Origin of the sequence: Nitrosopumilus sp. Nsub (assembly GCF_001541925.1) — an archaeon.
Taxonomy (GTDB): Archaea; Thermoproteota; Nitrososphaeria; order Nitrososphaerales; family Nitrosopumilaceae; genus Nitrosopumilus.
In genome coordinates this window covers 21,372-47,226 of record NZ_LQMW01000009.1, presented here as the reverse complement: position 1 = coordinate 47,226, position 25,855 = coordinate 21,372, and the positions used below count along the sequence as shown (strand labels likewise).

Here is a 25,855-nt window from a genome sequence, read left to right as displayed (position 1 = left end):
ATTTATTTTATTGATTTTATTGTTTGAATTCTGTCAAACCACATTTTCCACATGTGTTTCTATCTTTATGTTCAGACATGTATACTCCTTTTCCACATCTTGAACAATTTTTCTTAGTTCTTGTTGCTTTATCGCCATCAATTTTGAAATAACCATAAACTTTTGGACTAGAACCTTTGCTGCCTTTTTTCTCTACAGGCATTATTCTGTTTTCTCCTCTGTTGGTGCTTCAGCTGCTGCATCTTCTGTTGGTGCTTCAGCTGCTGCTTTTTCAGCTTCAGCTATTTTTGCTTTAGTTTTTTCTAATCTTGAAAAGATTGTTGGATTGATGTGTTTTTTTGCCAATCCTTCATCATCATAAACATAGAAAGTTCCTGTAACTTTTGACATTCCAACATGAGTTTTTAGTCTCATTGGTATCACTACTTTGCCATCTAGTTTGAATTCTTTTGTAATCATGTCTACTGCTTCCATATTCTTTAATTTTCCACCTAACCCTGGAAAATCACAAGTTAATTCTCTTCTTGATAAGAAGGTATTATTGACATCTGAAAGTGTCTCAATAGTTGACATGTATCAAAAATCCTTTGGATATTTCATATAAACCTAGTTGAATTTACACAAGAAATTTAAGAAAATGGGATGAATTCATGATATGGAGCGATATTTGATTCATTTAAAAAATGAAAAATTTATTCCCATGAATTCTCGTGAAGTTCTTTATCGTGCAAGAGATCTGATTACTGGGACCGATGCTCATATTCGACTTTGTAGAGTTGCTACTAAATTTATTGAATTTGATGTAGCTATTGAAACAAAAGATGTAGATGAACTAGTTAAGAAATTGTCTCCAATTGGTGAATTAGATAATATTCGACATGTAATAGAAGAAGAAATTGAAATAGATCAAGGAATTAAGGACGGAATATTTTATTTTAACAGTGAACGATTTTGGGAATGTCATGAGGCATTTGAAGGTGTCTGGAAACAATGCTTTGGACGTGAAAAAGAATTAGTGCAAGGAATAATACTTGTGGCAGTAGCATATGCTCATGCTCAAGAAAATGAATTGAGTATTGGGGTTGCTATGCTTACAAGAGCATTAGAAAAATTAGGAACTTCCCCTTCAATATATCACTCAATAGACATTGAAAGAATTCGGGAAAAATCTATTGAGATGCAGAAAATTAATGATCTGGTTTTATTTGAGATCTGATTAGTTCTAATGATTTTGTAACAACTTCTGCCCCTTGTAATAATCCGATACTTCCTTTTTTTGCTTGATCTTCAGTCATTCTTGTGGTACCATCATTTTTGATAAAATCTGCTGAAACAACTACTGGCACTGGATCATCACTATGTCCTTTGTTAATACATGGAGTTGAATGGTCTGCAGAAATAATTATTGCAACGTTGTTTGAATCTATATTTTCTACTAGTGTTTTGAAAAATCTTTGATCAATTTCTTCTATGTTTTTCATTTTACCAATTGCATCCCCATCGTGGCCAAATTCATCAGGTCCTTTAAGGTGAACATAAATTGCATTATGTGTTTCCATTGCTTTTGCAGCAACTCTTGCTTTTTCCTCATAATCTGTTAAACCTCCTGCTTCAAATGCTTTCATTTTTAGAACTTCTGAAATTCCTAACTCTACTGGCATGTCTACAATACATGAAAATTTCATTTCATGTTTTTCATTAATTGGTGGCACATCCGGGTATTTGTTACCTGCATCTCGAAGTAGAATACAACTTAGTTGTTTTTTGTTTAATTCTTTTCTTTTTTTATTAATTTCACTGTTTCTCATAATTTTGATAGATTGTTCTGAAAATTCATTTACTAAGTTTGATGTAATTTCAGCATTATCGATATCTTCTAACGGTAAACATTTTTCAACTTTCAAATTATCTCCTATCTCTTTTGCTACACCCATTCCTCCAATGTTGCTATATGCAGGATCTGTATTTGTAATTCTTGATGATAATTTTTTAGACTGTGCTCTAATTCTAACTGTCACTCTGTGTCCTATTGTTGGTGCAACAACAACTTGAGTATCTGGTACTGAGAACTGAATTTTTTCTTCTAATTCTTTTGCAATTCCTTCTGCGTCTGCTTTTTCTATGTGTCTTCCAGCTCTTCTATCTGTAATAATTTCATTATCGTCTAATGTTGAATAATTTCCTCTTAATGCTAAATCCCCATCTTTAAAATCAATTCCAACTCCTATTGCTTCTATAACTCCTCTTCCAGCATAATCTGCATGTTCAAATTTGTAACCTAACATATTGAATACTGCAATATCTGATTCTGGGGCAATGCCTTTTCCTACTGAAATCACTTCCCCGATGACACCATTGCTTGCAATTTTGTCTAAAGTAGGCGTATTTGCTGCTTCTAAAGGTGTTTTTCCATCTAAATCTGGATGCGGTAGATCTCCAACACCATCTAAAAGAACATAGATAATGTGTGTGTTAGAATTGTCCATTTGAACTCTGATTGTTGGATTCTTTGATCTCTGTTTTAAATCTTGCAATGCCTTTTGCGATCAGTAATTTATTCTAGTGTTTTGGAAAATCAGTTATCCTAAAACAAAAATTATTTTTTCAGATTTGAAATAATTTTATTTTATTTTCAGTAAACATTTTAACATACAGTTACTTTCAATAACAATTATGGGTGATATGCGCAAGGATTATGTTTCTGAAAGATTTATGATTGTTTCAAAAAATAATAAATCTGTAGACGGTAAAAAAAATCCTTTTGCACCTGGAAATGAATCTCTTACCAATCCTTCGGTTTTATCTCTTGTTGAAAAAGATGGAATGTTACAACGTCTTCAAGACAGTGAAGATGATTTTGTTGAAGGTTGGTCTATACGTGTTTTTGAAAGTAAAAATCCTGTGGTTTCAGTTGAAACAGAAAACTCTTACAGTGAAAAACCATTTTACAGTGAACCCAATTATGGATATCATTATGTCATTGTAGCTTCTCCAAACACTAAAGATACTTTTTCTACAATTACTCCAGAACAATGGTCAAATGTTTTAGTTGTTGTTCAAGATAGATTACGATGGCTTTATACTCAAAAGGGTGTCACTTACGTCTCAATTTATGGTGATAATGGTGAGTTGGCAGGTAGTACTAACCCTCACCCTCACTTGAATATTCTAACTCTTTCTACTATCCCTCCTGTAATTGATGCAGAGGCAGAAGCTTCTCATAAAATCTTGAATGAAAAAGGAGTATGTCATATGTGTCAAACGATTAATGAGGAATTGAGCGGACCTAGACAAATACTTCAAACTGATGGATTCATTGCTTTTTCCCCTTGGGCTCCATCATATCCGTATGAATTTTGGATTGCCCCTAAAAAACACACAACTAGTTTCTCAAAAATCACTCAAAAAGAAATTAATGATTTGTCCCTAATTTTGAGAGCCACTTTAGGTGGTCTGACAAAAACTATCAAAAATGTTTCATATAATCTGGTTTTTCACCTTTCGCCTGAAAAGAAAAATACTAGACAAATTCATTGGCACATTGAAATTTATCCAATAACTAAACCCTGGTCTGGGTTAGAACGTGGTTATGGAATATTTTTGAATGATGTATCGCCTGAAGATGCTGCTGAAAAACTTGGAATAGCTTGTAGGAAAGAACTAGCTAACCTTGTTGGAATCCTTTAATTTCTGAATGGTTTATTTATCAACTCTATTTACTTCTGCTAATGGGGAATGTTGAAAAATGGCTTGCAGTAATTAGTGTCGCTCTTTTTGCAATGTTTGCTGGTGAATTGATCTCTGTTTATTATTTTATGTTGACAGTTCCTGAAGATGCTGTTATTGCACAAGGATTTGCTCCTGATCCAAAACTAATTCAATTTGTTTCCATTGGTGTTGCACCGGCTGGAATTTTAGCTGCAGTTGCTTACATTATGTCAAGGAATTATGGTTCAAAACAAATTGGTGGTTTAATTATTGTTGGAGGTATTGTTTTACTTGCCGGTAATCTTGTAGTTTTTTCTTGGGTTGACTCTGTTCCAGAAATTTATTTAACAGATGCAGTTCAATATCTGCCAATCTTATTCATAATCTTATCTGCTCCTGTAATGGCTGTTGGTGCATCTTTGATTCTGAAACGTAAAAAACGTCCAACGAAAGAATATTTTTAGTTGTGTTCAAATCTAAATTCATTTGAATGATATTTGAAACCTATTTTTTCATAAAATTGTTTAACTTCATCTGAACAATTTAGAATTGTTTTATAACAATTCTGTTTCTCAGCAATTTCTAATACATATTTGATAATTTTTTCGCCTATTTTTTGACCTTGGAACTCTTTACTAACTACTACGTCCTCTATGTGTCCTACAAATCCACCTTGATGAATGAATTTGGGCTCAATCAGAAGAGTTGTAGAACCTACAATCCTGTTATTCATTTCAGCAACAACAATAATGTGATTTGGATTTGATTGAATGTTATTAAAAATTTCTAATGCTTTCTCTTTGGTAATGTTACTAGCTTCTCTTAATGTATCCAATGAATTTAGGAAACCTTTTTGAAAATCTTCTTCTTGTAATTTTCTAACGACTGGTTGATTCATTTTAACTTGCTCTTTTGTTCGTACTCTTTACATGCCTGCATGTATGATTCTTTATTTCCAATATCTGTAAAACCTTTTTTTGTAACAAAACTTTTCACTGATTGTTTTTTCTTCATTGCTTTTTTTATCACATCATCCATTCCATATGGTTTATTCTTTGGAATTAAATCAAAAATCTTTGGATTCATTATGTAACAACCCATGTTTACATTTGCTTTTATTTCTGGTTTTTCATTCCAGCTAACCACTTTTCCATTTTTAGATGTTTCAATTACACCGTATGGTAAATTTGTTTTATATTCATTTAAGCCCATTGTAACAAATGGTTTCTTTGTAACATGTTGTTTGATCATACTTCTTAAACTAAAATTAAAAATTGAATCTCCATACATACATACAAAATCGTCATCGATAAATTCTTCTGCAGTTTTGAGTTGCCCTGCTGTAGCTAATGGTTTATTTGAAATTGCATATTCAATTGTTACTCCAAATTTGCTTCCATCACCAAAGTAATCTTCAATTGATTTTCTGAGGTAACTAACACAAATTACTATTGATTTGATTCCTCCTTTTTTTGTCCATTCTATTAGATGCTCTAAAATTGGTTTTTCACCAACTTGTAGCATCGGTTTGGGTTTGTCATTGGTTAATGGTCTTAATCTTGTTCCTAGACCTCCAGCAAGAATAACTGCTTTCACAAACGTTATTTCAAATTTGAGTATTTATGTTCAAGGATGGATTTATTCCTATTTTGATAATTTTTGTATTTTTTTAATTATTGCTTCTGGAGTTTCTCCAAATAATATTATCATTGGTTCTTTTCCAAAACCCCCTTTATGAAAAATTACATCCGGTGCTTTTTTTGAATTTTTAATAGCATTTTTAATTCCCCATTCTATTGTGGATCCATTTTTTTTAATGTTTTCTGGTTCCTGACTTCTATCATAATCATATGTATTCCATTTCATTTTTTTTATTTTCAAAATTGTTGATTCCCTAAATTTTAAATTGATTGCAGATTGAACTTTAGAATATTTTTTATTTACAGATAATAGTGCTGTTGCAACATGTTTTGAACCTCCATATTCTAACTCTCCTGCTACTATGACTTCTTTACCTGCTTTTACAATTCTTCCTGAAATTCCAAGTATTTCTTTAATAGATTTTGGTTTATGTTTTGAAAAAACAAAATTAGTTTGACATTCTGGTATACTTTCAAAAATGTTTTTTATTTTTGTAAAGTCCTCAATTGCTTTAGTTAATTCAATTCTATTGCTGTCTAATTCATCAAAGTTTGTTACTTCAAAACCTTTTCCCACTCTCTTTGAATTTTTTATTGAGTTTAAAGTGACTTGTTTTGCAAACTCTAATGATTTTTTAATATTTTTGAATTTGATAATCCCATATAGCGCCATAGATGAATGAATGGATCCACTACCACGATTAATTTTTGAAATTTTTTTATCATTAAGAAAATATTTTTTATTAGCCTCTAACACAAAATCTGAAATTTTGTTATTTTTCTCCTCTAAACCAGTTATTATCACATTTCTTGCTCCCATTTTTTGAATCATTTTTGCAATTTTTTCAGGCTTATTTTTTGAATTAATTTTTGCTTTAGTTAAGATTTCTGCCTCAAATCTGTTTGGTGTAATTATTGTCGCAAGAGGAATAATGTATTTTTTAAAATCAATTATTGATGATTTTTCAATTAACATTCCCCCTGTTGTTGATTTTATTACAGGATCAACAACAATTGGAATATCTAATTTTTTGAAATATTGGTAAATCGTTTTTATAATTTCTGAATTGTACACCATTCCGATTTTTATCCCATCAATTTTGAAATCTGAAATTAATGACTCTAATTGATTTTCTAAAATTTTTTTTGTTACTGGTTCTATCTTTCCAAAATTTGAAGTATTTTGACTTGTAATTGCTGTAATAGCTGTCAAGCATTGAACATTAAATTTTGTAAATATTTTGACATCGCTTTGAATTCCTGCCCCTGATGATGGATCTGAACCTCCTATTGATAATAAATTCACATCATTTACTAATTTTTAACACTAATCTATTTTTCTCTATGAATAATTTTTGATTTTAAATCAACTTATCTATTTTATACTTGAATAATTTTTTTATTATATGAGTAAAATTCCAATGGTTGATGATCGTATTCCAGATCAATTACAGTGTACAAATTGCTTACTTCCTATGCAATATCAGGAAAAAAATAACGGAAAATTTCTTTGGCAGTGTTTTAAATGTGGAAAAAAATATTTTGTTTCTCACAATATTGATGATGAAATAGAAGAAAGTTGGAGTCCACCAAGATGACTGATTCAGAAAAAAACCTTTCACAATCAACTCTACAACAATTTGATGATTACAAATCTTTGATTTCTGCTGAAATTGAATTAATTCAACGAATTCTTGAAATTCGACAAAATTTTTCCAATTCCAGTGATTTGGAACGCATAATTGAGCCTATTATGCAAAGAATTCATCAAATACGAGATGAAAAATCAATTATAGAAAAGAATTTGAATTTATTCTGATTATGATGTGGATTGCGTAACACATTCGAATGAGCAAAATTCATCTCTCATACTGTGAAATTCTTTTCCACAATACATGCACTCTCTAATCATTTTCATAAAATTATTAGGTGTATTTTGAATTTAAACATGAAATTTTTATTAATATGATGCTAACCCATAATACGATCAAAATAATCTCTTTTTCTCACGATTGTTTAAATCAGGTAAAAACTAGATTGATACATGGCAACTCAAATGACTTCTGCACGTCGTGGAATTGCAACTGATGAAATGAAACAAGTTGCAAAAGATGAAGATGTTTCACTTGACTGGTTGATTCCAAAAATTGCTAGAGGTTCAATTATTATTCCAAGTAACAATGTTCGGCCTCAAAAAATCCATAATGTTGGAATTGGTAAAGGAATGAAAACTAAAGTCAATGTCAATATTGGAACTTCTACTCTAAATGTAAATTTGGATGAAGAAATTGAAAAAGCCAAAGTTGCCATAAAATATCATGCTGATACTATGATGGATCTTAGTGATGGTGGAGATGTAAAAGAAATTAGACGTTCCCTTTTAGATGTTGCACCTATTACTTTTGGAACTGTTCCAATTTATGAGGCATATAATTACGGCGTTGAAGTTCATAAAAATCCTCTTAATTTAACTGAAGATGATTATCTTAATGCTTTTGAAAATAATGCTAAAGATGGAGTCGATTATACCACAATTCATTGTGGAATAACAAAAGATATTGCTAAAAGAATTCTGAAAGTTCAAAGATATGGTGGAGTTGTAAGTAAGGGTGGAACAATTACTGCTGCATGGATGTTAAAACATGATAAAGAAAATCCTTACTTGACTCATTACGACTATCTACTGGAAATTGCCAAAAAATATGATGTTACTTTCAGTCTTGGTGATGCACTAAGACCTGGCTCTATATTGGATTCTCATGATGAATTACAAGTACAAGAAATGATCAATATTTCTCAATTAACAAAAAGAGCACATGAAAATGATGTTCAGGTCATGGTTGAAGGACCAGGACATGTTCCATTGAATGAAGTTGCTGCAAATGTTAAATTGGCAAAATCTCTTATTGGTGATGTCCCTTACTATGTTCTTGGTCCTTTAGTTACTGATATTGCGTCTGGACATGATCATATAGCAAGTGCAATTGGTGCAGCAGTTTCAGCAAGTGAAGGTGTAGATTTATTGTGTTATCTTACTCCTTCTGAACATTTGGCATTACCAAATGCTGAAGAAGTAAAATCTGGATTGATTGCATACCGAATTGCAGCTCATGCTGGTGATCTTGTAAAAATGCGAGATAAAGCCATTAAATGGGATATGGAAATGACTGAAGCTAGACGAACATTAGATTGGGAAAAACAACTTGCTTTATCTATTGATCCAGAGGAAGCCGCAAAAATCCATGGCAGAACTGGTCAACATCCTGGAAATAATGTGCCTTGTACTATGTGTGGTGGTGCATGTGTTTACATGATGTTGCCTCAACAAAAAAAATATGAAAAAGAAAATGAAAATTTAAAGCAAATTGAGTAATATTTTTTCAAGACTAGGAACTGTTTCATAATTCTTTAATTCTTTAGGCAAAATCCATTTAAAATCTGAATTTTCCCAATTTAGTTTAATTTTTTCTTTTTCTGTTTCAAATAAAAATGGAAAAATTTCCCATTCGTGATTTTTGTATTGTGGGGAAGAAATTATTATTTTTTCTGATTCTTTGATGAGGATGATTTTATTTTCTTTCATTCCTACTTCTTCAAAAATTTCAATTTTTGCTCTATCTAGTGGGACTTCATTATTTTCAATCATACCGCTAACTCCTGACCATAGGCCTTTCATTGATCTTACTTTTTGACTTCTTTTTAGAATTAAAATTTGATCAGACTTTTTTAAAAAAGATGTAACTATTCGTGTTGAACGCATTCCTTATTTTTCAACAGATTTGACCATCTTTGAGAGTTTCTTATATGACTCATCAAGGTCAGTATGTTTTGAAAGTCTCTCTTGACAATTTTTAATATATTCTATTACTTCTTCTGTTTTTGATTCTTGAACTGATGTAAGTAATCTACCTATATCTTTCCATAATTCTTCAGCTACTCTTCTAATTTCTGGATTTGCAATAATTGTTTCAATTAATTCTGGAGTTTCTGTCATGATGCTTTCTGCTAATGTTTTTTGTACTCTAAATGTAGTACCAGACATTTTTTCTGTCAATAACATTTTTTCATCTTTGGAAATTATATTTGCAAAAACTAAATTCATAAGATGTGTTAATCCTAAAATCACTGCAATTTTTTTATCATGTTCAATTGCATCTATTGTTACAAAATTTGCTCCTTCAAATAATGTTTTAGCTACAGTTAATTCTTTTTTTGCATCCTTAATTGGAACTGAAATAATATTTTGATTCTTTATAGTTTTAATTCCTGGACCAAACATAGGATGAATACAAATTGGATTGATTTTATCTGGCATTTTTGATAATGATGAAACAACTTTTGATTTCTCTGACGAAATTTCAATTAGATATGTTCCTTTTTTCATTTCTTTTGCAATTAATCTGATAATTTCTGGTGTTCTTCTAGTTGGTGTACATAATACTACGTAATCTGTTTTTAGAATTGCGCCTACTAATGATTCTGAAACTAATACATTTTTACCAAAACTTTTAGTTTCAGTATCAAATCCTGTAACCTCAAAATCTGAATCTGCAAAATACTTTGTAAACCATCGGCCCATTTGCCCTCCTGCACCAATTACTGTTAATTTTTTCACTGTTTTTCACTCATGATATTGCCTAGTATATGCATTCCTTCCATTAGTGTTTTCTCATCTTGACATGCTGATATTCTGATAAAATTCTTATAATTGCCAAAACCCTCTCCTGGTGCTACTGCTAGACCTTTTTCTAATGAATTATTGGCAAATTCAACTCCATCAAAGTCTTTTTGATTAATTTTTGCAAAAATGTACATTGCTCCATCTGGAATCATAAATTCTAGTCCCATTTCTTTTGCTTTATCTGATAATTTATCCAATCTATTTTGAATTAATTTTGAATTATTTGATGTGTCTGATTCTAATGCTTTCATGGCAACATATTGAATTGGTTCAGATACATTTGTTAAACAAAGTGCTTCCAATTTGACCATTTTTTCTATTATTTCTTTAGATGTAATTGCATAACCAATCCTGAAACCTGTCATTGCATGTGATTTGGAAAATGATTGTGTAATTATGCTTTTTTCATAATTGTAACTCAGAATGCTTTTCCAATTAGTTTTTGCATATTGCGAATAAATTTCATCACTTAAAACATAGAGGTTATTTTCTTTTGCTAAGTCTATGATGGCATCTTGCAATTTTTCTGGTAATATTTTTCCTGTTGGATTATTTGGATAATTGAGAACAATCATTTTTGTATTTGAATTAATTGTATTTTTTATTTCTTCGATTGAAGGTTCCCATTTTTTCTCTAATGTTGTATTAATTGTTCTAATTTTAATTCCTGAATTTAATGCACAATCTTTGTATGCTGGCCATGCTGGTTCTATTACAATCATTTCATCGCCTGGATTTAGTAATGTGGTGATTGCTGAAAAAATTGAAAATCTTGCACCTGGGCTAACAATGATGTTTTCTTGTGTTATTTCTGCATTGAACTTTTGTGAAACATATTTTGCAAGTGCTTCTCTGAATTTTGGCATCCCTCGTGCTTGACCATATTTCATAAATCCTTCATCAAAAACTTCTGATAATGATTTTTTGACAATTTCTGGAGGAGTAAAATCTGGTTCTCCTACTTCCATATGGACAATTTTTTTCCCTTCTTGTTCTAATGATTTTGCTTTTAAAAATATTGAAAGATGTGTTTGCTTATTTTTTGATTGAACTTTGATTGATTCATTTAATAAGAAATTCAAAAATTTTGCTGCTAATGTCTCATCTAATCCTATTTCTTGAGTGACTTTCATAATTTTTTTACGTAAATTCTCTTCACGTTCTTCATCTGCAATTCCTTTTCCAATACTTTTTTTGACTTCTCCAATTTGTTTTGCAATATCTGTTCTAGTTTTCAGTAAATTGATCATTTCTAATGTTACTGCATCCATTTCATTCCGAAGTTCATTAATGTCTGACATTTTTTTATAAACTTGGTTTGATTGCACCTGTGATAAGTGCATGATCTGCAATAGTTAGAGCTACTAATGAATCGACAACTGGTGCCGCTCTAGGAACCACACAAGGATCATGTCTGCCTTTTACTTGTAAAACTACATTCTTCTTATTTTTGATATCTACTGTATTTTGTTTCTGAGCAATGGATGATGCTGGTTTAAATGCAATTCTCATTGTAATTGGCATTCCATTAGAAATTCCACCTAAGATTCCTCCTGAGTTATTTGTTTTTGTTACAACTTTTCCTCTTTTCATTGCATACAAATCGTTATTTTTTGAACCAAATAATTCTGAACCTCTAAATCCTGACCCAAATTCTATTCCTTTAACTGATGGGATTGAAAAAATTGCTTTGCTTAAATCTGATTCTAGTGAATTAAAAATTGGTTCTCCTAATCCAACTGGAACATTTGTTGTAATTGATTCAATAATTCCTCCTAGAGAATCTCCTTTTTTCTTTGCACTTAGAATTGACTCTCTCATTTTTTCAGCTGTTTTTTCTTCAGGACATCTTACTTCATTTTTATAAATTAATTTTGACATTTTTTCATTGAATTCTTTTTCCATCTTGACTTTTCCTATTTGCGATGTGAATGAATTAATTTTAATTCCTAATGTTATATCAAGTAATTTTCTTGCTATTGCTCCTCCCATCACATGTGTTGCCGTTAATCTTCCTGAAAATCTGCCGCCTCCTCTGTGATCATTAAATTGATTATATTTCATCATTGCAGGATAATCTGAATGACCTGGTCTTAATTTTGTTTTCAAGTTTTCATAATCTTTTGATTTTTGATCTGCATTCCAAATTAACATAGTAATTGGTGCACCCGTTGTAAATCCTCTAAAAACTCCTGATACAATTTCTACTACATCTCCTTCTTTTCTTTGGGTTGAAATAATATTCTGACCTGGTTTTCTTAAATCAAGCATTTCTTGGATTTCTTTTTCATCAATTTCTAATCCTGCAGGACATCCGTCTAAAACTGCACCAATTGATCTTCCATGACTTTCACCAAAACTTGTCAAAACAAGACGCTGACCAATAGAACTTCCCGGCAACACATTATCTAGTTAAGTGATGTTTATAATTCCTCGTGGTTTTTGCTGATCCCTATCTGTAAATCTATTTTATTTGGTAAAAATTATGATTATGGGCTTTTCTTAGTGATTTTTAGAGTGATTTTTTGATTTATGGTTATAATGTCTCGATTTTTGCACCTAATCTATTCATTTCTTCTATGAAATTTGGATATGATACTTCAACTGATTTTGAATCTGTTACTGTACAATTTCCAATATATGTTCCTGCAATGCAAAATGTCATAAACAATCTGTGATCATTCTCTGAATCTAATTTGGCTCCTGTAAGGTTATCTGAAGATTTCAAAACCAATCCGTCCTCTTTTTCTTCCACAATAATTCCTATTTTTGGTAATTCTCTTGCAAGAATAGAAATTCGATCTGTTTCTTTTAATCTTGCATGTTTAACATTTACAATTTCAATTGACTCAGTTGACATTAGTGACAAAATTGCTAATGGTGGTAGAAGATCTGGTGAATTTCTTAAATCAAAAGTTCCTCCTGTTAATTTTTCAGGTGATTTGATTTTTATTTCATTTTCATTAATTGTTACTGAAACTCCTAATTGTTCTAAAAAGTCAATGAATGCTTCGTCTCCTTGAGGTAGATTTCCCATACTGCCCTTGATTGTTACATCTTCTCCATTGAGCACAGTAAAAGAAAGTAGTAATGCTAAACTTGAAAAATCAATTGGAACATTGAATGTTGTATTTTTATAAATTTGTGGTGATATGTTATATTTTTTGTATGGAATTAATGTTTGAACTGACACTCCAAATTTTCTCATTGTTGCAATTGTTGCATCTAAATATGGTTTTGATACTAAATCGCCCTCAACTGTTAAATTAATCCCATTTTTTGTTAACGGTGCAGTAATTAACAATGATGAAATAAATTGACTTGATAAATTACCTGGAATTGTAATGTTTCCTCCTGAAATATTCCCTTTAATTTTTACTGGAGGTTTTCCATCTGTTGAATTACATTTGGCACCAATGCTTGTCAATGCATCTAACAATGGTTGCATGGGTCTTTTTTGAATACTATCATCTCCTGTCAAAATTATTTCTTCTGAAAATAGACTTGCAATTCCAATAGCAATTCTGATGGTAGTTCCAGAATTTTCAGTATTTATTTCTGGTACTTTTGAACCTATTTTGATAGATTCTTTTACAATAACTGTTGAATCATTTACTTCTAAAGTTGCTCCAAATTTTTTACATGCTTCAATGGTTGCTTTAGTATCTGCTGAAAGCAGAATATTCTCTACTTTACTGTTTTTGCCTGCAAGTGATGCTAGGAAAATTCCTCTATGCGTATAACTTTTGTTTGAAGGGCAATCAATGATTCCATTGATTTTTGATTTCTCTACTTTACAGTTCATGTACTTCTGCCTTTTTGTTATTGATTTTTGAAACAATGATATTTCCTTCTAAATTTGAAAATATTTTTTTAACATTAGAAATATTTTCTTTTTTTACAATTGCTGCAATAGATGGACCATTTCCTGAAACTGATGCTCCAAGTGCTCCTTTATCAATTAAATCTACTATGATTTTAGGATCTGAATTTAGAATAGGGGATGTGGCTAATCCGTTAATTATCATTGCTTCCCAATATTTTTTCTCATTTGCTAATTCCCATGCATTATTAAATATTGATGATAATATTTTTAATTTTTTAAGATTTCCTCTCTTTCTATTTTTTGGAATAAAAATAACTGCATTTAGATTTGATGGTATTTTTTCAAACTTTCTTCGATTTCTCTTTCCATTATCTGTTACATTAAATCCTCCGTAATAACATGAACATGCATCATCATATGCTCCAGTAATACTGATTTTAGTTTCAATTGATGCATCAACTCCTGCTAACAGAATTTGCTTGTCTGTTAATTTTGGTTTGAATATTTTTGCACATGCTAATGCAACTACTGATGAGATTGCACTAGAACTTTTTAATCCGTAACCTGTTGGAATTTCTGAAGTTAATGTAATTGTGATTTTATTTTTTTCTAAATCTTTTTGTGAAACAATTTTTTCAATTGTCTTGTTGATTAATCGGGAACTCAGACTCTTGTTTTCAGACTGAATGCTGATTCCTTTTCCTTCTGATGTCTCTACAATTGCTTCAACTTTTAGTGATATTCCTAATGTTGCCCCTTTTTTACTTGCTATGGCACTAACTATGGAAACTGCACCATGTACAGTAGCTTTTACTTTTGCCATCAAAACCCTCCTAACAATGCTTTTTTCATCGCATTATAAGGTGCTTTCATCCCATGCCAAATCTCAAATGCTCTAGTAGCCTGACCTAAAAGCATCTCGTATCCGTAAATAACATCTAATTTTTTCTCTTTAGCTTTTTTAATGAAATCAGTATTCATTGGTGAATATACTATATCGTAAATCACCGTATTTTCATTTGTTTGTTCAAATGAAATTGGACTTGATTCGTTTTTTAATCCTACTGATGTTGAATTAATTATGGCATCGTAATTTTGTAAATTTTTGATTTCTTCTATTTTTTTTACATTTGTTGACAATCCAATCCGTGTAGCAAATTCTGATAACTCCTCTGCATTTTTTGTTGTTCTGTTTGCAATGTCTACTTCTTTTGCTTTTTCTTTAGACATCCCTGCAATGATGGCTCTTGCTGCCCCTCCTGCTCCAATTAACAGAATTTTTTTATCTTGAATTGAAAAATTTCTTTTTTTTAATGGTTCCAAAAATCCTTCCATGTCTGTGTTGTATCCTTTTAAAATTCCTTCATCATTTACAACAGTATTTACTGCACCAATGATGCTGCATGATTCATCCATTTTGTCTAAATATTTCATCATTTCAATTTTGTGAGGAATGGTGACATTGAATCCAGTAATGTTGATTTTTTTAAGTCCTTCAACTCCACTTTCTAATTCTCCTTTTGGAATTCTATATCCAATATATGATGAATCTAAATTCAGTTCTCTAAATGCTGCACTGTGTATGATTGGTGATAAAGAATGATTGATAGGATCTCCGATTACTGCAAAACTTTTTCCCATACGTTTTTTGAGAAATAGATTGATTTAAACTCTCAATTTCTTATTTACTACTTTTTAGATTGATTATTTTGTTTACTTCATCTACGCTGAATTGTCCTGGTGCTACTGCTTTTCCTAATGAGACATATGTGTATGGGCTGCCCAAATACAGGCACAAAATTCTAGAAATTTTGCCTGCATCCCCCATCGCAAATGAAATTAAATTATTTTTCCCTTTTTTATTATACAATTCTAGCATTCTGGTTGCATCGTCTATTGATTTTGCTGTACTTACGATTTTAACATTATTTGAAAATTTACTCATTTTTTTTATTTTACTTTTTAATTCTGTTGTCTTAGGAGTTTTTTTAAAATCATGCCAAGAAACTAATAATTTTGTTTTAGTACTGTTGAGATATTTTGATAATTCTTTATTTTTATTTAATGTATTGAATTCCACATCTAATAAAAATGGGTTATACTCTGCAATTAATTTCAATATTGCAATTCTTTCTTTTTCAGTACCTGGAAATTTACCGCCTTCATTTTTTGGTCTTAAAGTACACACAATTTTTTTCAAATCTTTTTTAATAATCTCTAGCGTTTCAGGAATTTGTTTTGTTTTCAGAAAGTCTAATCTTACTTCAACGTAATCTGATTTTTTCAATGATTCTTTTAATTTATTTTTAATTTTATTTGGAGAATTCTCTGCAATTGAAATGCATGTTTTGTATTTCATTTTATTTTTCTAATATGTATTCATCTGAAACTTCCATTCCAAAATGTCTGCCTGTTGCAGGTTTTGCATGTGCCATTACGATGTCCCCTTTTTTGAGATGTGTTACTGAAACTAATTGGCCGTTAGGTTTAACGAATCTGATTGTTTCTGCATCTTGTGCAATAATTCCTCCGATTTCATTTCCTACTGATGCTTTGATCATTAACATTGGTCTTCTTTCTATCTTAGATCTTCCTACTGTAGCTCTTCTTGCTTTACCTTTGGAATTTAGAATTAATACTTCAGAACCTGTTTCTACTTCTGATAAATAATTTGTTGTACCGTCTGGAGATAACGTGTAACAATGGACTGCACCTGCATTTACTCTAAATGGTCGTGGTGATGTAAATGATGATCCTACTGATTCGTTATGTACAAGAAATAAGAAATTTGATCTACTTCCAATTAACATTCCTTCTCCTTTATGTAACATTGATGCGGTATCTACACAAACTCTTTCTCCGTCACCTACTTCTTTAATTTCAAGAATTTTTGCTGGTTTCATATCGAAACTTCTAGTACCTAGGTATACCATTGCTTCTCTTACTTCATTAATGGATGACGTACTGAAAATTACTCCATCTACTCCTACTTCTAAAATTGAAAACATTTTTCTCACCTCTTCAGGTGTTCTAGCAATTGCAAAAATCTTTGTATGTATTTTATGCAATTTTGCAATAATGTTTTCTAACGGAATAATTTTCCAGTCTTTTACTTCTATGATGACAAAATCTAATCCTTTTTTTGAAATTGATAAGACGTTGTCAATATCTGCATTTGATAATACTTCAAACTTAATTCCAACTTTTTTGCCTTTTGGTTTTGTTGAATTTTCTTTTTCTAATACAACATAGTTTGATGAATTTGATGTTGATATTGTTTTTAATTTTGTTTTTTTCTTATCTAGTTTTTTTGGATCTAGAAAAACTGTTTTAATTCCTTCTTCTTCTAACTGAGGTAAAAATTTTGTAAGTTGTGCCTGATTTACTTTTGGTAAAATTATTAATTCTCTTGTTTTACTCAATTTTCTTCATTGCTTCCTTTGCAGTTCCTTTTTTGAAAATTATTTCTGACAATGCTTGAACCATTTTTTCTGGTTTTTTATGTGCAAAAATATTTCTTCCATATGTGACTCCTTTAGCTCCTGCAGTAATTGCATCTTCCGTCATCTGAAGTATGTCTAAATCTGTTTTAGCTTTTGGTCCTCCGGCAATAACTATTGGAACTGGTGTGCTTTTTACAATTTTTGAAAATGAATCTACATCTCCGGTGTACAATGTTTTTACAATATCTGCTCCACATTCTGCACCGATTCTTGCAACATGTCCTACAATTTCTGGATCATGTGGATTAGGAACATTTTCTCCTCTGGGATACATCATTGCTAAAAGTGGCATTCCCCATCTATGACATTGGTCTGCTGTTAATCCAAGTTGTTCTAACATTTCTGGTTCTTCTTTTCCTCCAATATTGATATGTAGTGAAACTCCATCTGCACCTAATGCTACAGCTTCCTTTACTGTACCTGTAAGCATTTTTCGATTTGGTGATAATGATAATGCTGTACTGCTTGAAAAATGAACTAAAGTTCCAATTTTTGGTGGTTTTGGTAATGATTTGAGAATTCCTTTGTTAATGATGACACTAGTTAATCCGTGTCCTTCACATTTGTAAATTGTATCTGCTGGATTTTCAAGTCCTTCGATAGGTCCATTTGAAATACCATGATCCATGGGAATGCATAACATTCTTCCTTTTCTCATAATTCTACTTAATCTAATTTCATTTGCTGATACCATGTGTTGTTTTGTTCTTTCAGCCCTACTTAAAAATAATGTGTATCTGTATGCTCAAAAATATTTTGAATTCTCTGTGAATTTTACCTCAATTTCCATCCTTTATTCTATCAAGGAATAAATAGAAATTTTTAAGGATTAATGATAATTGAGTCAGACAACTGAACAGATACAAAAAAGTGATATCAAAGATATTTTAGAAAATTCTCTTAAAGGAAATAGGCCTAAATCTGAAGATATTTTGAGATTGTTAGAATCTGACGATGTTCATTTGATGGGATTAGTCTCTGGCTATCTATCAAAGAAACAATTTGGTAATAAGGCATCTTTTGTAAATAATATAATTTTGAATTATACTAATGTCTGTATAACAGATTGTAAATTTTGTGCATTTTATAGATCTCCTGGTGCTGAAGATTCTTACACTTTATCTCTTGATGATATTGAAACTCGTGTTAAAACATCATATGACATGTTTAAAATTCGTCAAGTTTTGATTCAAGGTGGACATAATCCAAGTTTGAAAATTGAATATTATGAAGACGCATTTAAAATGATTCGCGAAAAATTTCCAAATGTAGGTGTTCATGGATTATCTACATCTGAAATTGATATGATTGCCAAAGTTGAAAAATCATCTACCAAAGAAATTTTGTCCAGATTAAAAGAAGCAGGTTTACAATCCATTCCTGGAGCTGGAGCTGAAATTTTGACTGATTCTGTTAAGGAAATTATTAGCCCAAAGAAAATTTCTAGTGATACTTGGATTAGAATAATGGATGAATCTCATTCTGTAGGAATTCCTGGTTCTGCTACAATGATGTATGGACATGTTGAAAACAATAATGATATTGTTGAACACTTTTCTAAAATTGTTAAACTACAAGAAAAGACTAATGGTTTTATGGCTTTCATTCCTTGGAATTTTGAACCAAATAACACTTTGATGCAGGATGAGGGAATTGTTGAATATGGAACAGGTGGAATTCAACTCTTGAAAATGATTGCAATTTCTCGTTTGGTGTTTGATGGATTAATTCCTCACATTCAATCCTCATGGCTAACAAACGGAATTGGAATGGCTCAACTCGCACTACAATACGGTGCTGATGATTTTGGTGGAACCTTGATTGGAGAGGAAGTTGTTTCATGTACTGGTGCACGATCAACTGAATTAACTGATAAAATAATTGTAGATGCAATTCATCAAATTGGTTATCATGTAGAAGAGCGAGATAATTTCTATAATCCTATTCGTACATTATAGTCCATAATCAGACCATTTAGAATCTACTAACTTTTTTGTTTCCTCATCAACTTTTACCTGTTGTTGAATCTCTCTCATGTATCCTTCTTCTTTTGTTTTTTGAGTCGCATCAATTCCAATTTTAGATCCTAGATTGACTAATGGTGATGCTGGATCTAAAGTATCTGTTGGTGTATTGTTGATTATTGTTGTATCTCTTGCTGCATCTGCTCTTGTGGTAATTGCCCAAATTACATCATTCATATCATGCACATTGATATCTTCGTCTACTACCACGAACATTTTGGTTAGTGTAAGTTGTCCTGTTCCCCATAACCCCATCATTACTTTTTTTGCTTGACCTGGATATCTTTTTTTGATTGAAATTACTGCAAAACCTTGGAACCATCCTGCAGCTGGCATGCTAAAGTCTACTACTTCTGGATGAAACATTTGAATCAATGGTAAGAATGAGCGTTCAATCACTTTTCCAATGTATGCATCTTCTAAAATTGGTTTACCGACAACTGTTGTCAAATACACTGGATTTTTTCTTCTCATAATTCCTGTTAGAGTAAATGTTGGATATGGTTCAACTGGTGTATAATACCCTGTATGGTCTCCAAATGGACCTTCATCTCTAATATCTGCAGGGTCTACATATCCTTCTAAAACAATTTCTGCATTTGCTGGAACATCCAAATCGATTGTTTTACATTTCACTGTTTTGATTCCTTCCTTTCTTGTAATCCCTGCAAATAGATATTTGTCTAATCCTTCTGGCACTGGTGCAATTGATGAAAATACTGTTGCAGGCTCACCTCCAAAAATTATTGCTGTTGGAATTTTTTCTCCTTTATCTTTTGAAATCTCTCCGTGATTTGCACCTCTCTTGTGTTTTTGCCAATGCATTGATGCATGTGTTTTATCTATTATTTGCATTCTGTAAACTCCTAGATTTCTAACTCCTGTTTCTGGATGTTTTGTTGCAATTAATCCTAATGTGATAAATCGTCCTGCATCATTTGGCCATGATTTGATAATTGGTAAATCATCAAATGATGCATCTGTTGATGTAACTTCTGTAACTAACCCGCTAGATTCTGGTTTTGGAAAAGAAGCTGTCATTTTTGAAAGTTCTGGAAGTTTTTTTATTTTATTTAGAAAACCTGATGGCATATCCATTTTTGTCATATCTGTAATTCTGTGACCAATTTCGGTAAAGTCTGTCATTTCAAGTCCTATCTCAAGTCTTTTCATTGATCCAAATGCATTTCCTAAAACTGGCATACTGTGACCCTTTACATTTTCAAAAAGAATTGCAGGTCCGTTGGAATACATCTCTCTTCTTAAAATTTCTGCAATTTCTAAATCTGGGTCAACTTCAGTTTCTACTCTTTTTAACTCTCCATGTTTTTCAAGTTCATTGATAAATTCTTGAGTATCTTGTATTGGCACACTCAAACTCTTTTTAGATCAGGTATAAGCTTAACTGGATTTTTCTCACTTTGTTACTATCTACATTGGTGGTAATTCTGTTTTTTTATCATGACCGCCAGAACCAAATTTACAGTAAAAACATAATTCTGATTCCATGTATTTTAATTGCTCAATTTTGATTGCACCTAATTTTAATGCAATTTTTGTTAAAATTCTATACTTTAATGGCATTGCTGGAATTACTTCATCTAAGTATACTCTGTAATGATCTGGGCAGAATTTTAGCGTGACTTTAGCAGGTTCTTTTCCTTTCTCATTGACTTGTTTTGTAAAATTGATTTGTTCTCTAATGTACTCATGTTTTGGGCATGGACAATTTCTGCCTCCTGGATGTTTATATGCAGGTGTATTTTTCCAATCAAAATCTGGAAATTCTTTCTCAAAATCATCCATGACAGAGATTGTCTGATTGGACATATAAAATTGATCATACTTTTACAACTAGATCAAACCAAATGTACATAAACCCCGAATTGTGCATGCAAATTAATGGCAGCTGCTAAAAAGCAAACAAAAAAAGATCTTGAAGACAAGATTGCAGAATTAGAGGCAAAATTATCAAAATTATCTGATCAGCTAACCACCAAACCAGCAGAAACTAAACCTGCAGAGACAAAACCAGCTGAGACAGCAAAGCCAAAACCTACACTTCCAAAAGGTTCTGAAGCAAAACCAAAAGAAACTCCAAAACCAGCTGAGAGACCTGCAGCAACAACCAAACCAAAAGGTACACTACCTAAAGGATTTGAGACACCTGCAGAGACAAAACCAGCTGAGACAACATCGCAACTACCAACAACTGTTCAAGATGCATTAGAAAATGCATACATGACTGCTGCAACATCTGATTTCCATCAGTACAGAGCAAAAGTTACTGGATATTCGCCTGCACCTAACAGATACTTTGTTAGAAGAACAGCTCCTGTAGGAAAGGTACCAACTAAAAACTGGAATGATCAAAAAGCAACAGTAACTGGTTATACCGCAGTATCTAATCAATACTTTGCAACAAGAGCTAGAATGGCATATCATCCAGCAGATAAAACATTTGGAAGTTTCAGTGGTGTCGCTATGACTGTTGATGGCGTTGATGCAAAAGCAAAACAAGCACCAACATCAGAACCACCAAAGCCTAAAAAAGGTACACTACCAAAAGGAATGGAACAAACCCAAACTACTCAACAAACAGAACAAACAACTTATGTTGATGATGGGAAATCTAAATCCGAAAAATTGGCAGATTATGAAGCTGATTATCTGAAAAGATTGGAACAACAAAAAATTGATGATGCAAAAGCTGCAGCAGAAAAAACAGCAGCAGAAGCCGCAGCAAAAGTAGCAGCTAATAAGAAAGGTGGTGCATTACCAAAAGGATTTGAAGCAAAGGCTGAAACAGAACCTGCTAAACCTTCAAGGGGAACACTACCAAAAGGTTTCTAACCTTTTCTTTATTTTTATTCTGTAAAATCTTTTAAAACTTGTAATGCATGTCCTTTAGGTTTGACCTTTGGATACGTCTTGAAAATTTTTCCTTTTTCATTTACTAAAAATGAACTTCTAGTAACTCCCATGTATTCTCGTCCCATGAATTTTTTCATCCCCCAGACACCAAATAGTTTTGAAACTTCTTTTTCTGAATCTGATAATAATACATATTTGATTCCCATTTTAGAACAGAATTTTTTGTGAGATTCTACGTCATCTGGACTGATGCCAATTATTTCTATTTCTTGTTTTTGAAATTTTTTATATTCTGTTGAAAATTCATCTGCTTGAGTTGAGCATCCTGGGGTGAAATCTTTTGGATAAAAGTAAATGATGTGTTTTTTACCTTTGAAATCTGTTGATTTTATTTTCTCTCCTTCTGAATTATTTAAACTGAATTTTGGAACTGAATCCCCAACCTCGATCATGTATGCATCCCAATAATTTTCATATTGATACAGTATTTAATTTTCATCATACTCCTACCTTTATTTCATAATTCAATGTTAACCACATCTTTTATATTGAAATCTTTTGGGGATTGCTTGATGGTTAATCCTAGAGCATGGCTTGCTGAAGCAATTGCAACATTTGGACTAGTATTCTTTGGTCCGTTATCTGTAATATTGGCTGCAGCATGGTATGGTGATGGTTTATCCACAGAAGCAATAATTTTCATTTCGTTAGGTCACGGTGGTGCAATTGCATTGATGGTATATGCATTTGGCCATGTTTCAGGCGCTCACATTAATCCAGCTGTAACTATTCCTATGATGATTACCAAAAAAATTGGAATTCAAGATGGAATTGGATATATTCTATTTCAAATAATTGGTGCAGTAATTGCAACTGCCACACTTGCAGTAATATTTCCAGAAATTGGAAAACAAGTACTTTGGGGTGCTCATGGTGGACCAAGTGAAATAATTAATGGCAGTCTAGTCTCTGCTGTTGTTTTAGAGGCCATTTTCACTTTCTTCTTAGTAGTTGTAATCTTTATGACTGCTGTTCATAAAAAAGCACCCAAGAGTGTTTATGGTGCAGCAATTGGTGGAATGGTTTTCTTACTACACTTAATCGGTGTACCTTTAACTGGTGCATCTATGAACCCTGCAAGATCTTTTTCACCTGCATTAATTTCTGGTGATGCTGGATTATGGGAGGTTCAATGGATTTATTGGGTCGGTCCAATAATTGGTGGTATAATTGGTGGTGCTTTGATGACTTACATTTACGTTAACAAAGCAGAAAAAGAAGATTAATTTTTCAAATACCAACATTTTTAAAAATTTAAAATAATTTTTCCGTAATGTCCTCAAATGATCTAATTGAATTATTTAATACGGAATTTGGAAAATTAGAAAATTTGGTTAATGAAGTAAATCTTGAAGATCAATTATCTGTGAATCAAATTATTTCCATTTATTATCAAATTACAAGTGTTACCTCAATGATTGAGGTAATGAAACAACAAATTGATAATTCTGATTCAAACTCTCTTGAAAAAATTTCTAATGCTGAACATTTTATTTCTAAAAAATTTAATTCTGTTATTCATCCTAAAATAATGACAAATATTACAAACTCTATTTCTGAAATTACTGAGAATTTACAATCCCTAAATTCTGAACAAAAATCAAAACAAACTATTGAAAATGAGGCTAAATTATATGAAAAACTACGTGAAATTATGAGTACAAAAGAATTTGTAAAACAATATGATGCAGGTTTATCTGATGATTGAAAAACTTGCTGAAAATTTAATTAATTTAAAAAAAGAATTTGCTTCTGAATATGATGGTTCTAGCCAAATTCAAGAATTTCTCCCACTTTCAAGTTCTGATTTATTCCCCATTAATGAAAGTGAACTAAAATTATTACATAATTTTGCAGAAAAAAATCCTATTTACTATAACTCATTTGAAAAAACACTTGGTGACATACCTTGTATTGTATATGAAGGTGATATTAACAAATATTGGTTAAACAGTATTCAACACGATTCAAGTCGTGCTCCTTTTTCTCCTACTTGGATTATGTCTGGATATATTATGACATTATTTGCAAAAGAAAATGGTTGTTCTCAAATAATTGATATTGGTTCTGGTGATGGACGTATTGCATATTGTGGTAAAGTATTGGGTGTTGAATCTTTCAGTATTGAACTTGATGATCAATTAACTGATATTCAAAAATCTTTAACTGAAAATATTGATTTTAATCCTTACTGCTTTGATGCAACTCAATTTGACTATTCTTCATTAAATTTAACAAAACCCGTATTTTTCATTGGAGGTCTTGCTCAAATGGGTGGCGTTGAATTGGCAACAGGTGTTCTAAAGAAAATAAAATCTGAATCTCATTTGATGTCTAATTCTAGTTGGGTTTTTGCAGGTACTATTTCAAAAAAATATCATCCGGATCCAAAAAATATGTCTGGATGGGGTAGTTTCATTGAAAATAATAATTTGAAATTGATTCAAAGTATTTCTTTACCTACTGCATGGTCGTTTAAAGAATCAGATGACACACAATACGTTTTTTCAAAATTTCATAATAGCAATCCAAATTAAGTGTACCATTCTCAATGTTCTTGGACGTATAGCTCAGCTTGGATAGAGCGATAGATTGCGGATCTATAGGTCGTGGGTTCGAATCCCATTGCGTCCTGTTTATTCTTAAATATGATGATTTCTCACTAAATTGATGAGCCGCCAAGATTTTGATTCCTCTTCAATTTTAGTCAAGGATATCATGACAAAAGCAATCATTTCTGTACCTGGAGAAACAACTGTTTTTCAAGTTGCAAAGATGATGGAACAAGGTGGAATTGGTGCAATTCTTGTAAAAAAGGATGGTCGCCTTAATGGAATAATTACTGATAGGGACTATGCAACAAAAATTGTATGTAATAATTTACCTTCAGATACTGCTGTGCAAAAAATAATGTCTTCTCCGTTGATCACAATAAATTATGATGAAACCATCTCTGCTGCAGCTGAAAGAATGACTAGTAAAAAAATTAGAAAACTGGCTGTAACTGATAATGGAAATGTTGTTGGATTAATTACCTCAACTGATTTAGTAACTCAGCTAACTAAATGATTAGAATGTTTTAGTTTTTCTTAGAAAAACTGTCACTGACGTCATGTAACATGTTGTTGCAATTACCTCTGAAATTATTGATGCAAGATATGGTTCTATGCCTATCTCTAAAAAATAATATAAGCTTGGCCATCTAATTCCTAAATATATTATCTCTCCAACCCCAAATGATGATACTAATTTTAATAATTCTTTTTTGATTAATTTGGATTCCATAGTTTTGTATCTTTTTTTGTTATCCATGTAAAACAAACTGGAAAATAATCCAAAATAAATTACATATCCAATAATTATTGTTATTGTAGTATTTTGATAATTTTCATAATCTGCTAACAATTGAGCAGCTACTGCTGATAATGATGCAGAAGCAATAAAACAAATTATGAAATTTCTATTAATTTGTAATAATTGCTTATTTATCTTCATACTCATTTCAATTTTTTTAGAATTAATATTCTGTATCAATTGTA

General features: G+C 31.5%; 32 protein-coding genes and 1 tRNA gene. 13 read left to right on the top strand and 20 right to left on the bottom strand.

Features of this window, described 5'->3' with window-relative positions:
* Positions 1–16: 16 nt before the first annotated feature.
* Positions 17–202, bottom strand: a complete 186-nt coding sequence (locus AW732_RS01860; RefSeq protein ID WP_067957704.1) for a 30S ribosomal protein S27ae — start codon at positions 200–202, stop codon at positions 17–19.
* A complete protein-coding gene (locus AW732_RS01855) occupies positions 202–573 on the bottom strand; it encodes a hypothetical protein (protein ID WP_067957701.1) in 372 nt (123 codons plus the stop codon). The genes AW732_RS01860 and AW732_RS01855 overlap by 1 nt, the downstream gene beginning before the upstream one ends.
* Before the next feature lie 82 nt (positions 574–655).
* On the opposite strand from AW732_RS01855, the gene AW732_RS01850 reads away from it, so the two are divergent.
* Positions 656–1,216 carry a DUF309 domain-containing protein gene (locus tag AW732_RS01850; protein ID WP_067957699.1) on the top strand — a complete coding sequence of 187 codons (561 nt, stop codon included), beginning with the start codon at positions 656–658 and terminating at the stop codon, positions 1,214–1,216.
* Here the strand turns inward: AW732_RS01850 and AW732_RS01845 are convergent.
* Entirely contained in the window at positions 1,188–2,486 is a 1,299-nt protein-coding gene (locus AW732_RS01845) for an alkaline phosphatase family protein (RefSeq protein WP_067957862.1), read from the bottom strand. The genes AW732_RS01850 and AW732_RS01845 overlap by 29 nt on opposite strands.
* A gap of 187 nt (positions 2,487–2,673) precedes the next feature.
* On the opposite strand from AW732_RS01845, the gene AW732_RS01840 reads away from it, so the two are divergent.
* Complete coding sequence (locus tag AW732_RS01840; RefSeq protein WP_067957695.1) at positions 2,674–3,687, top strand: HIT domain-containing protein; 1,014 nt, start codon at positions 2,674–2,676, stop codon at positions 3,685–3,687.
* Positions 3,688–3,728: 41 nt separating this feature from the next.
* On the top strand, positions 3,729–4,172 hold the full coding sequence (locus AW732_RS01835; RefSeq protein ID WP_067957689.1) for a hypothetical protein: 444 nt from the start codon (positions 3,729–3,731) through the stop codon (positions 4,170–4,172).
* Here AW732_RS01835 and AW732_RS01830 read toward each other — a convergent pair.
* The 3 genes from AW732_RS01830 to thiD are packed head-to-tail and all read right to left on the bottom strand — an operon-like array spanning position 4,169 to position 6,654.
* A complete protein-coding gene (locus AW732_RS01830; protein WP_067957686.1) occupies positions 4,169–4,606 on the bottom strand; it encodes a GNAT family N-acetyltransferase in 438 nt (145 codons plus the stop codon). The two genes, AW732_RS01835 and AW732_RS01830, sit on opposite strands and share 4 nt — an antisense overlap.
* Positions 4,603–5,304 carry a nucleotidyltransferase family protein gene (locus tag AW732_RS01825; RefSeq protein ID WP_067957683.1) on the bottom strand — a complete coding sequence of 234 codons (702 nt, stop codon included), beginning with the start codon at positions 5,302–5,304 and terminating at the stop codon, positions 4,603–4,605. The genes AW732_RS01830 and AW732_RS01825 overlap by 4 nt, the downstream gene beginning before the upstream one ends.
* 48 nt (positions 5,305–5,352) lie before the next feature.
* On the bottom strand, positions 5,353–6,654 hold the full coding sequence (gene thiD, locus AW732_RS01820) for a bifunctional hydroxymethylpyrimidine kinase/phosphomethylpyrimidine kinase (protein WP_067957680.1): 1,302 nt from the start codon (positions 6,652–6,654) through the stop codon (positions 5,353–5,355).
* Between the two features lie 100 nt (positions 6,655–6,754).
* On the opposite strand from thiD, the gene AW732_RS01815 reads away from it, so the two are divergent.
* The 3 genes from AW732_RS01815 (at position 6,755) to thiC (ending at position 8,721) form a co-directional block, all read left to right on the top strand.
* Positions 6,755–6,946, top strand: a complete 192-nt coding sequence (locus AW732_RS01815; protein WP_067957676.1) for a hypothetical protein — start codon at positions 6,755–6,757, stop codon at positions 6,944–6,946.
* A complete protein-coding gene (locus tag AW732_RS01810; RefSeq protein ID WP_067957673.1) occupies positions 6,943–7,167 on the top strand; it encodes a hypothetical protein in 225 nt (74 codons plus the stop codon). Before AW732_RS01815 ends, AW732_RS01810 begins: the two co-directional genes overlap by 4 nt.
* Before the next feature lie 225 nt (positions 7,168–7,392).
* Positions 7,393–8,721 carry a phosphomethylpyrimidine synthase ThiC gene (thiC, locus tag AW732_RS01805; protein ID WP_067957669.1) on the top strand — a complete coding sequence of 443 codons (1,329 nt, stop codon included), beginning with the start codon at positions 7,393–7,395 and terminating at the stop codon, positions 8,719–8,721.
* Here thiC and AW732_RS01800 read toward each other — a convergent pair.
* From AW732_RS01800 to AW732_RS01755, 10 genes are all read right to left on the bottom strand, one after another.
* Positions 8,704–9,108, bottom strand: a complete 405-nt coding sequence (locus tag AW732_RS01800) for an NUDIX domain-containing protein (protein WP_067957666.1) — start codon at positions 9,106–9,108, stop codon at positions 8,704–8,706. The genes thiC and AW732_RS01800 overlap by 18 nt on opposite strands.
* Positions 9,109–9,111: 3 nt before the next feature.
* Complete coding sequence (locus tag AW732_RS01795; RefSeq protein WP_067957663.1) at positions 9,112–9,963, bottom strand: prephenate dehydrogenase/arogenate dehydrogenase family protein; 852 nt, start codon at positions 9,961–9,963, stop codon at positions 9,112–9,114.
* Positions 9,960–11,330 carry an aminotransferase class I/II-fold pyridoxal phosphate-dependent enzyme gene (locus AW732_RS01790; RefSeq protein ID WP_172790370.1) on the bottom strand — a complete coding sequence of 457 codons (1,371 nt, stop codon included), beginning with the start codon at positions 11,328–11,330 and terminating at the stop codon, positions 9,960–9,962. Before AW732_RS01790 ends, AW732_RS01795 begins: the two co-directional genes overlap by 4 nt.
* 4 nt (positions 11,331–11,334) lie before the next feature.
* Entirely contained in the window at positions 11,335–12,432 is a 1,098-nt protein-coding gene (aroC, locus tag AW732_RS01785; RefSeq protein ID WP_067957660.1) for a chorismate synthase, read from the bottom strand.
* A 133-nt stretch (positions 12,433–12,565) separates the two neighbouring features.
* On the bottom strand, positions 12,566–13,834 hold the full coding sequence (gene aroA, locus AW732_RS01780) for a 3-phosphoshikimate 1-carboxyvinyltransferase (protein ID WP_067957656.1): 1,269 nt from the start codon (positions 13,832–13,834) through the stop codon (positions 12,566–12,568).
* A complete protein-coding gene (locus AW732_RS01775) occupies positions 13,824–14,678 on the bottom strand; it encodes a shikimate kinase (protein ID WP_067957654.1) in 855 nt (284 codons plus the stop codon). The genes aroA and AW732_RS01775 overlap by 11 nt, the downstream gene beginning before the upstream one ends.
* Entirely contained in the window at positions 14,678–15,496 is an 819-nt protein-coding gene (aroE, locus tag AW732_RS01770) for a shikimate dehydrogenase (RefSeq protein WP_067957651.1), read from the bottom strand. The genes AW732_RS01775 and aroE overlap by 1 nt, the downstream gene beginning before the upstream one ends.
* 40 nt (positions 15,497–15,536) lie before the next feature.
* The gene (gene aroD / locus AW732_RS01765; protein WP_067957649.1) at positions 15,537–16,214 is read right to left on the bottom strand and encodes a type I 3-dehydroquinate dehydratase; all 678 of its coding nucleotides are present in this window, start codon (positions 16,212–16,214) and stop codon (positions 15,537–15,539) included.
* Position 16,215: 1 nt separating this feature from the next.
* Positions 16,216–17,277, bottom strand: coding sequence for a 3-dehydroquinate synthase II (locus tag AW732_RS01760; protein ID WP_067957647.1), 1,062 nt, complete (start codon positions 17,275–17,277; stop codon positions 16,216–16,218).
* Positions 17,270–18,052, bottom strand: coding sequence for a 2-amino-3,7-dideoxy-D-threo-hept-6-ulosonate synthase (locus AW732_RS01755; RefSeq protein ID WP_067957644.1), 783 nt, complete (start codon positions 18,050–18,052; stop codon positions 17,270–17,272). The genes AW732_RS01760 and AW732_RS01755 overlap by 8 nt, the downstream gene beginning before the upstream one ends.
* A gap of 145 nt (positions 18,053–18,197) precedes the next feature.
* Here AW732_RS01755 and mqnC point away from each other — a divergent pair, with 145 nt between their 5' ends.
* Positions 18,198–19,316 (top strand): cyclic dehypoxanthinyl futalosine synthase, encoded by a 1,119-nt coding sequence (gene mqnC / locus AW732_RS01750; RefSeq protein ID WP_067957641.1) that lies wholly within the window; start codon positions 18,198–18,200, stop codon positions 19,314–19,316.
* Here the strand turns inward: mqnC and AW732_RS01745 are convergent.
* Together AW732_RS01745 and AW732_RS01740 are read right to left on the bottom strand one after the other, a co-directional pair.
* Positions 19,311–20,753: a menaquinone biosynthesis decarboxylase gene (locus AW732_RS01745; protein WP_067957855.1), complete on the bottom strand. Its 1,443-nt coding sequence runs from the start codon at positions 20,751–20,753 to the stop codon at positions 19,311–19,313. The two genes, mqnC and AW732_RS01745, sit on opposite strands and share 6 nt — an antisense overlap.
* Before the next feature lie 60 nt (positions 20,754–20,813).
* Positions 20,814–21,188: a hypothetical protein gene (locus AW732_RS01740; RefSeq protein ID WP_067957852.1), complete on the bottom strand. Its 375-nt coding sequence runs from the start codon at positions 21,186–21,188 to the stop codon at positions 20,814–20,816.
* A gap of 96 nt (positions 21,189–21,284) precedes the next feature.
* Here AW732_RS01740 and AW732_RS01735 point away from each other — a divergent pair, with 96 nt between their 5' ends.
* Positions 21,285–22,235: a trans-sialidase gene (locus tag AW732_RS01735; protein WP_067957638.1), complete on the top strand. Its 951-nt coding sequence runs from the start codon at positions 21,285–21,287 to the stop codon at positions 22,233–22,235.
* Positions 22,236–22,249: 14 nt separating this feature from the next.
* Here AW732_RS01735 and bcp read toward each other — a convergent pair whose 3' ends face one another.
* Entirely contained in the window at positions 22,250–22,708 is a 459-nt protein-coding gene (gene bcp, locus AW732_RS01730) for a thioredoxin-dependent thiol peroxidase (protein WP_067957635.1), read from the bottom strand.
* 120 nt (positions 22,709–22,828) lie between these two features.
* Here bcp and AW732_RS01725 point away from each other — a divergent pair, with 120 nt between their 5' ends.
* From AW732_RS01725 to AW732_RS01705, 5 genes are all read left to right on the top strand, one after another.
* Positions 22,829–23,542: an aquaporin gene (locus AW732_RS01725; protein WP_067957632.1), complete on the top strand. Its 714-nt coding sequence runs from the start codon at positions 22,829–22,831 to the stop codon at positions 23,540–23,542.
* A 47-nt stretch (positions 23,543–23,589) separates the two neighbouring features.
* On the top strand, positions 23,590–24,024 hold the full coding sequence (locus AW732_RS01720; RefSeq protein WP_067957630.1) for a hypothetical protein: 435 nt from the start codon (positions 23,590–23,592) through the stop codon (positions 24,022–24,024).
* The gene (locus AW732_RS01715) at positions 24,017–24,853 is read left to right on the top strand and encodes a hypothetical protein (RefSeq protein WP_067957627.1); all 837 of its coding nucleotides are present in this window, start codon (positions 24,017–24,019) and stop codon (positions 24,851–24,853) included. Before AW732_RS01720 ends, AW732_RS01715 begins: the two co-directional genes overlap by 8 nt.
* 22 nt (positions 24,854–24,875) lie before the next feature.
* Positions 24,876–24,950 (top strand) — tRNA-Arg (locus AW732_RS01710).
* A gap of 36 nt (positions 24,951–24,986) precedes the next feature.
* Positions 24,987–25,385, top strand: a complete 399-nt coding sequence (locus AW732_RS01705; protein ID WP_067957623.1) for a CBS domain-containing protein — start codon at positions 24,987–24,989, stop codon at positions 25,383–25,385.
* Here AW732_RS01705 and AW732_RS01700 read toward each other — a convergent pair whose 3' ends face one another.
* A complete protein-coding gene (locus tag AW732_RS01700; protein ID WP_067957620.1) occupies positions 25,386–25,811 on the bottom strand; it encodes a hypothetical protein in 426 nt (141 codons plus the stop codon).
* Positions 25,812–25,855: the final 44 nt, after the last annotated feature.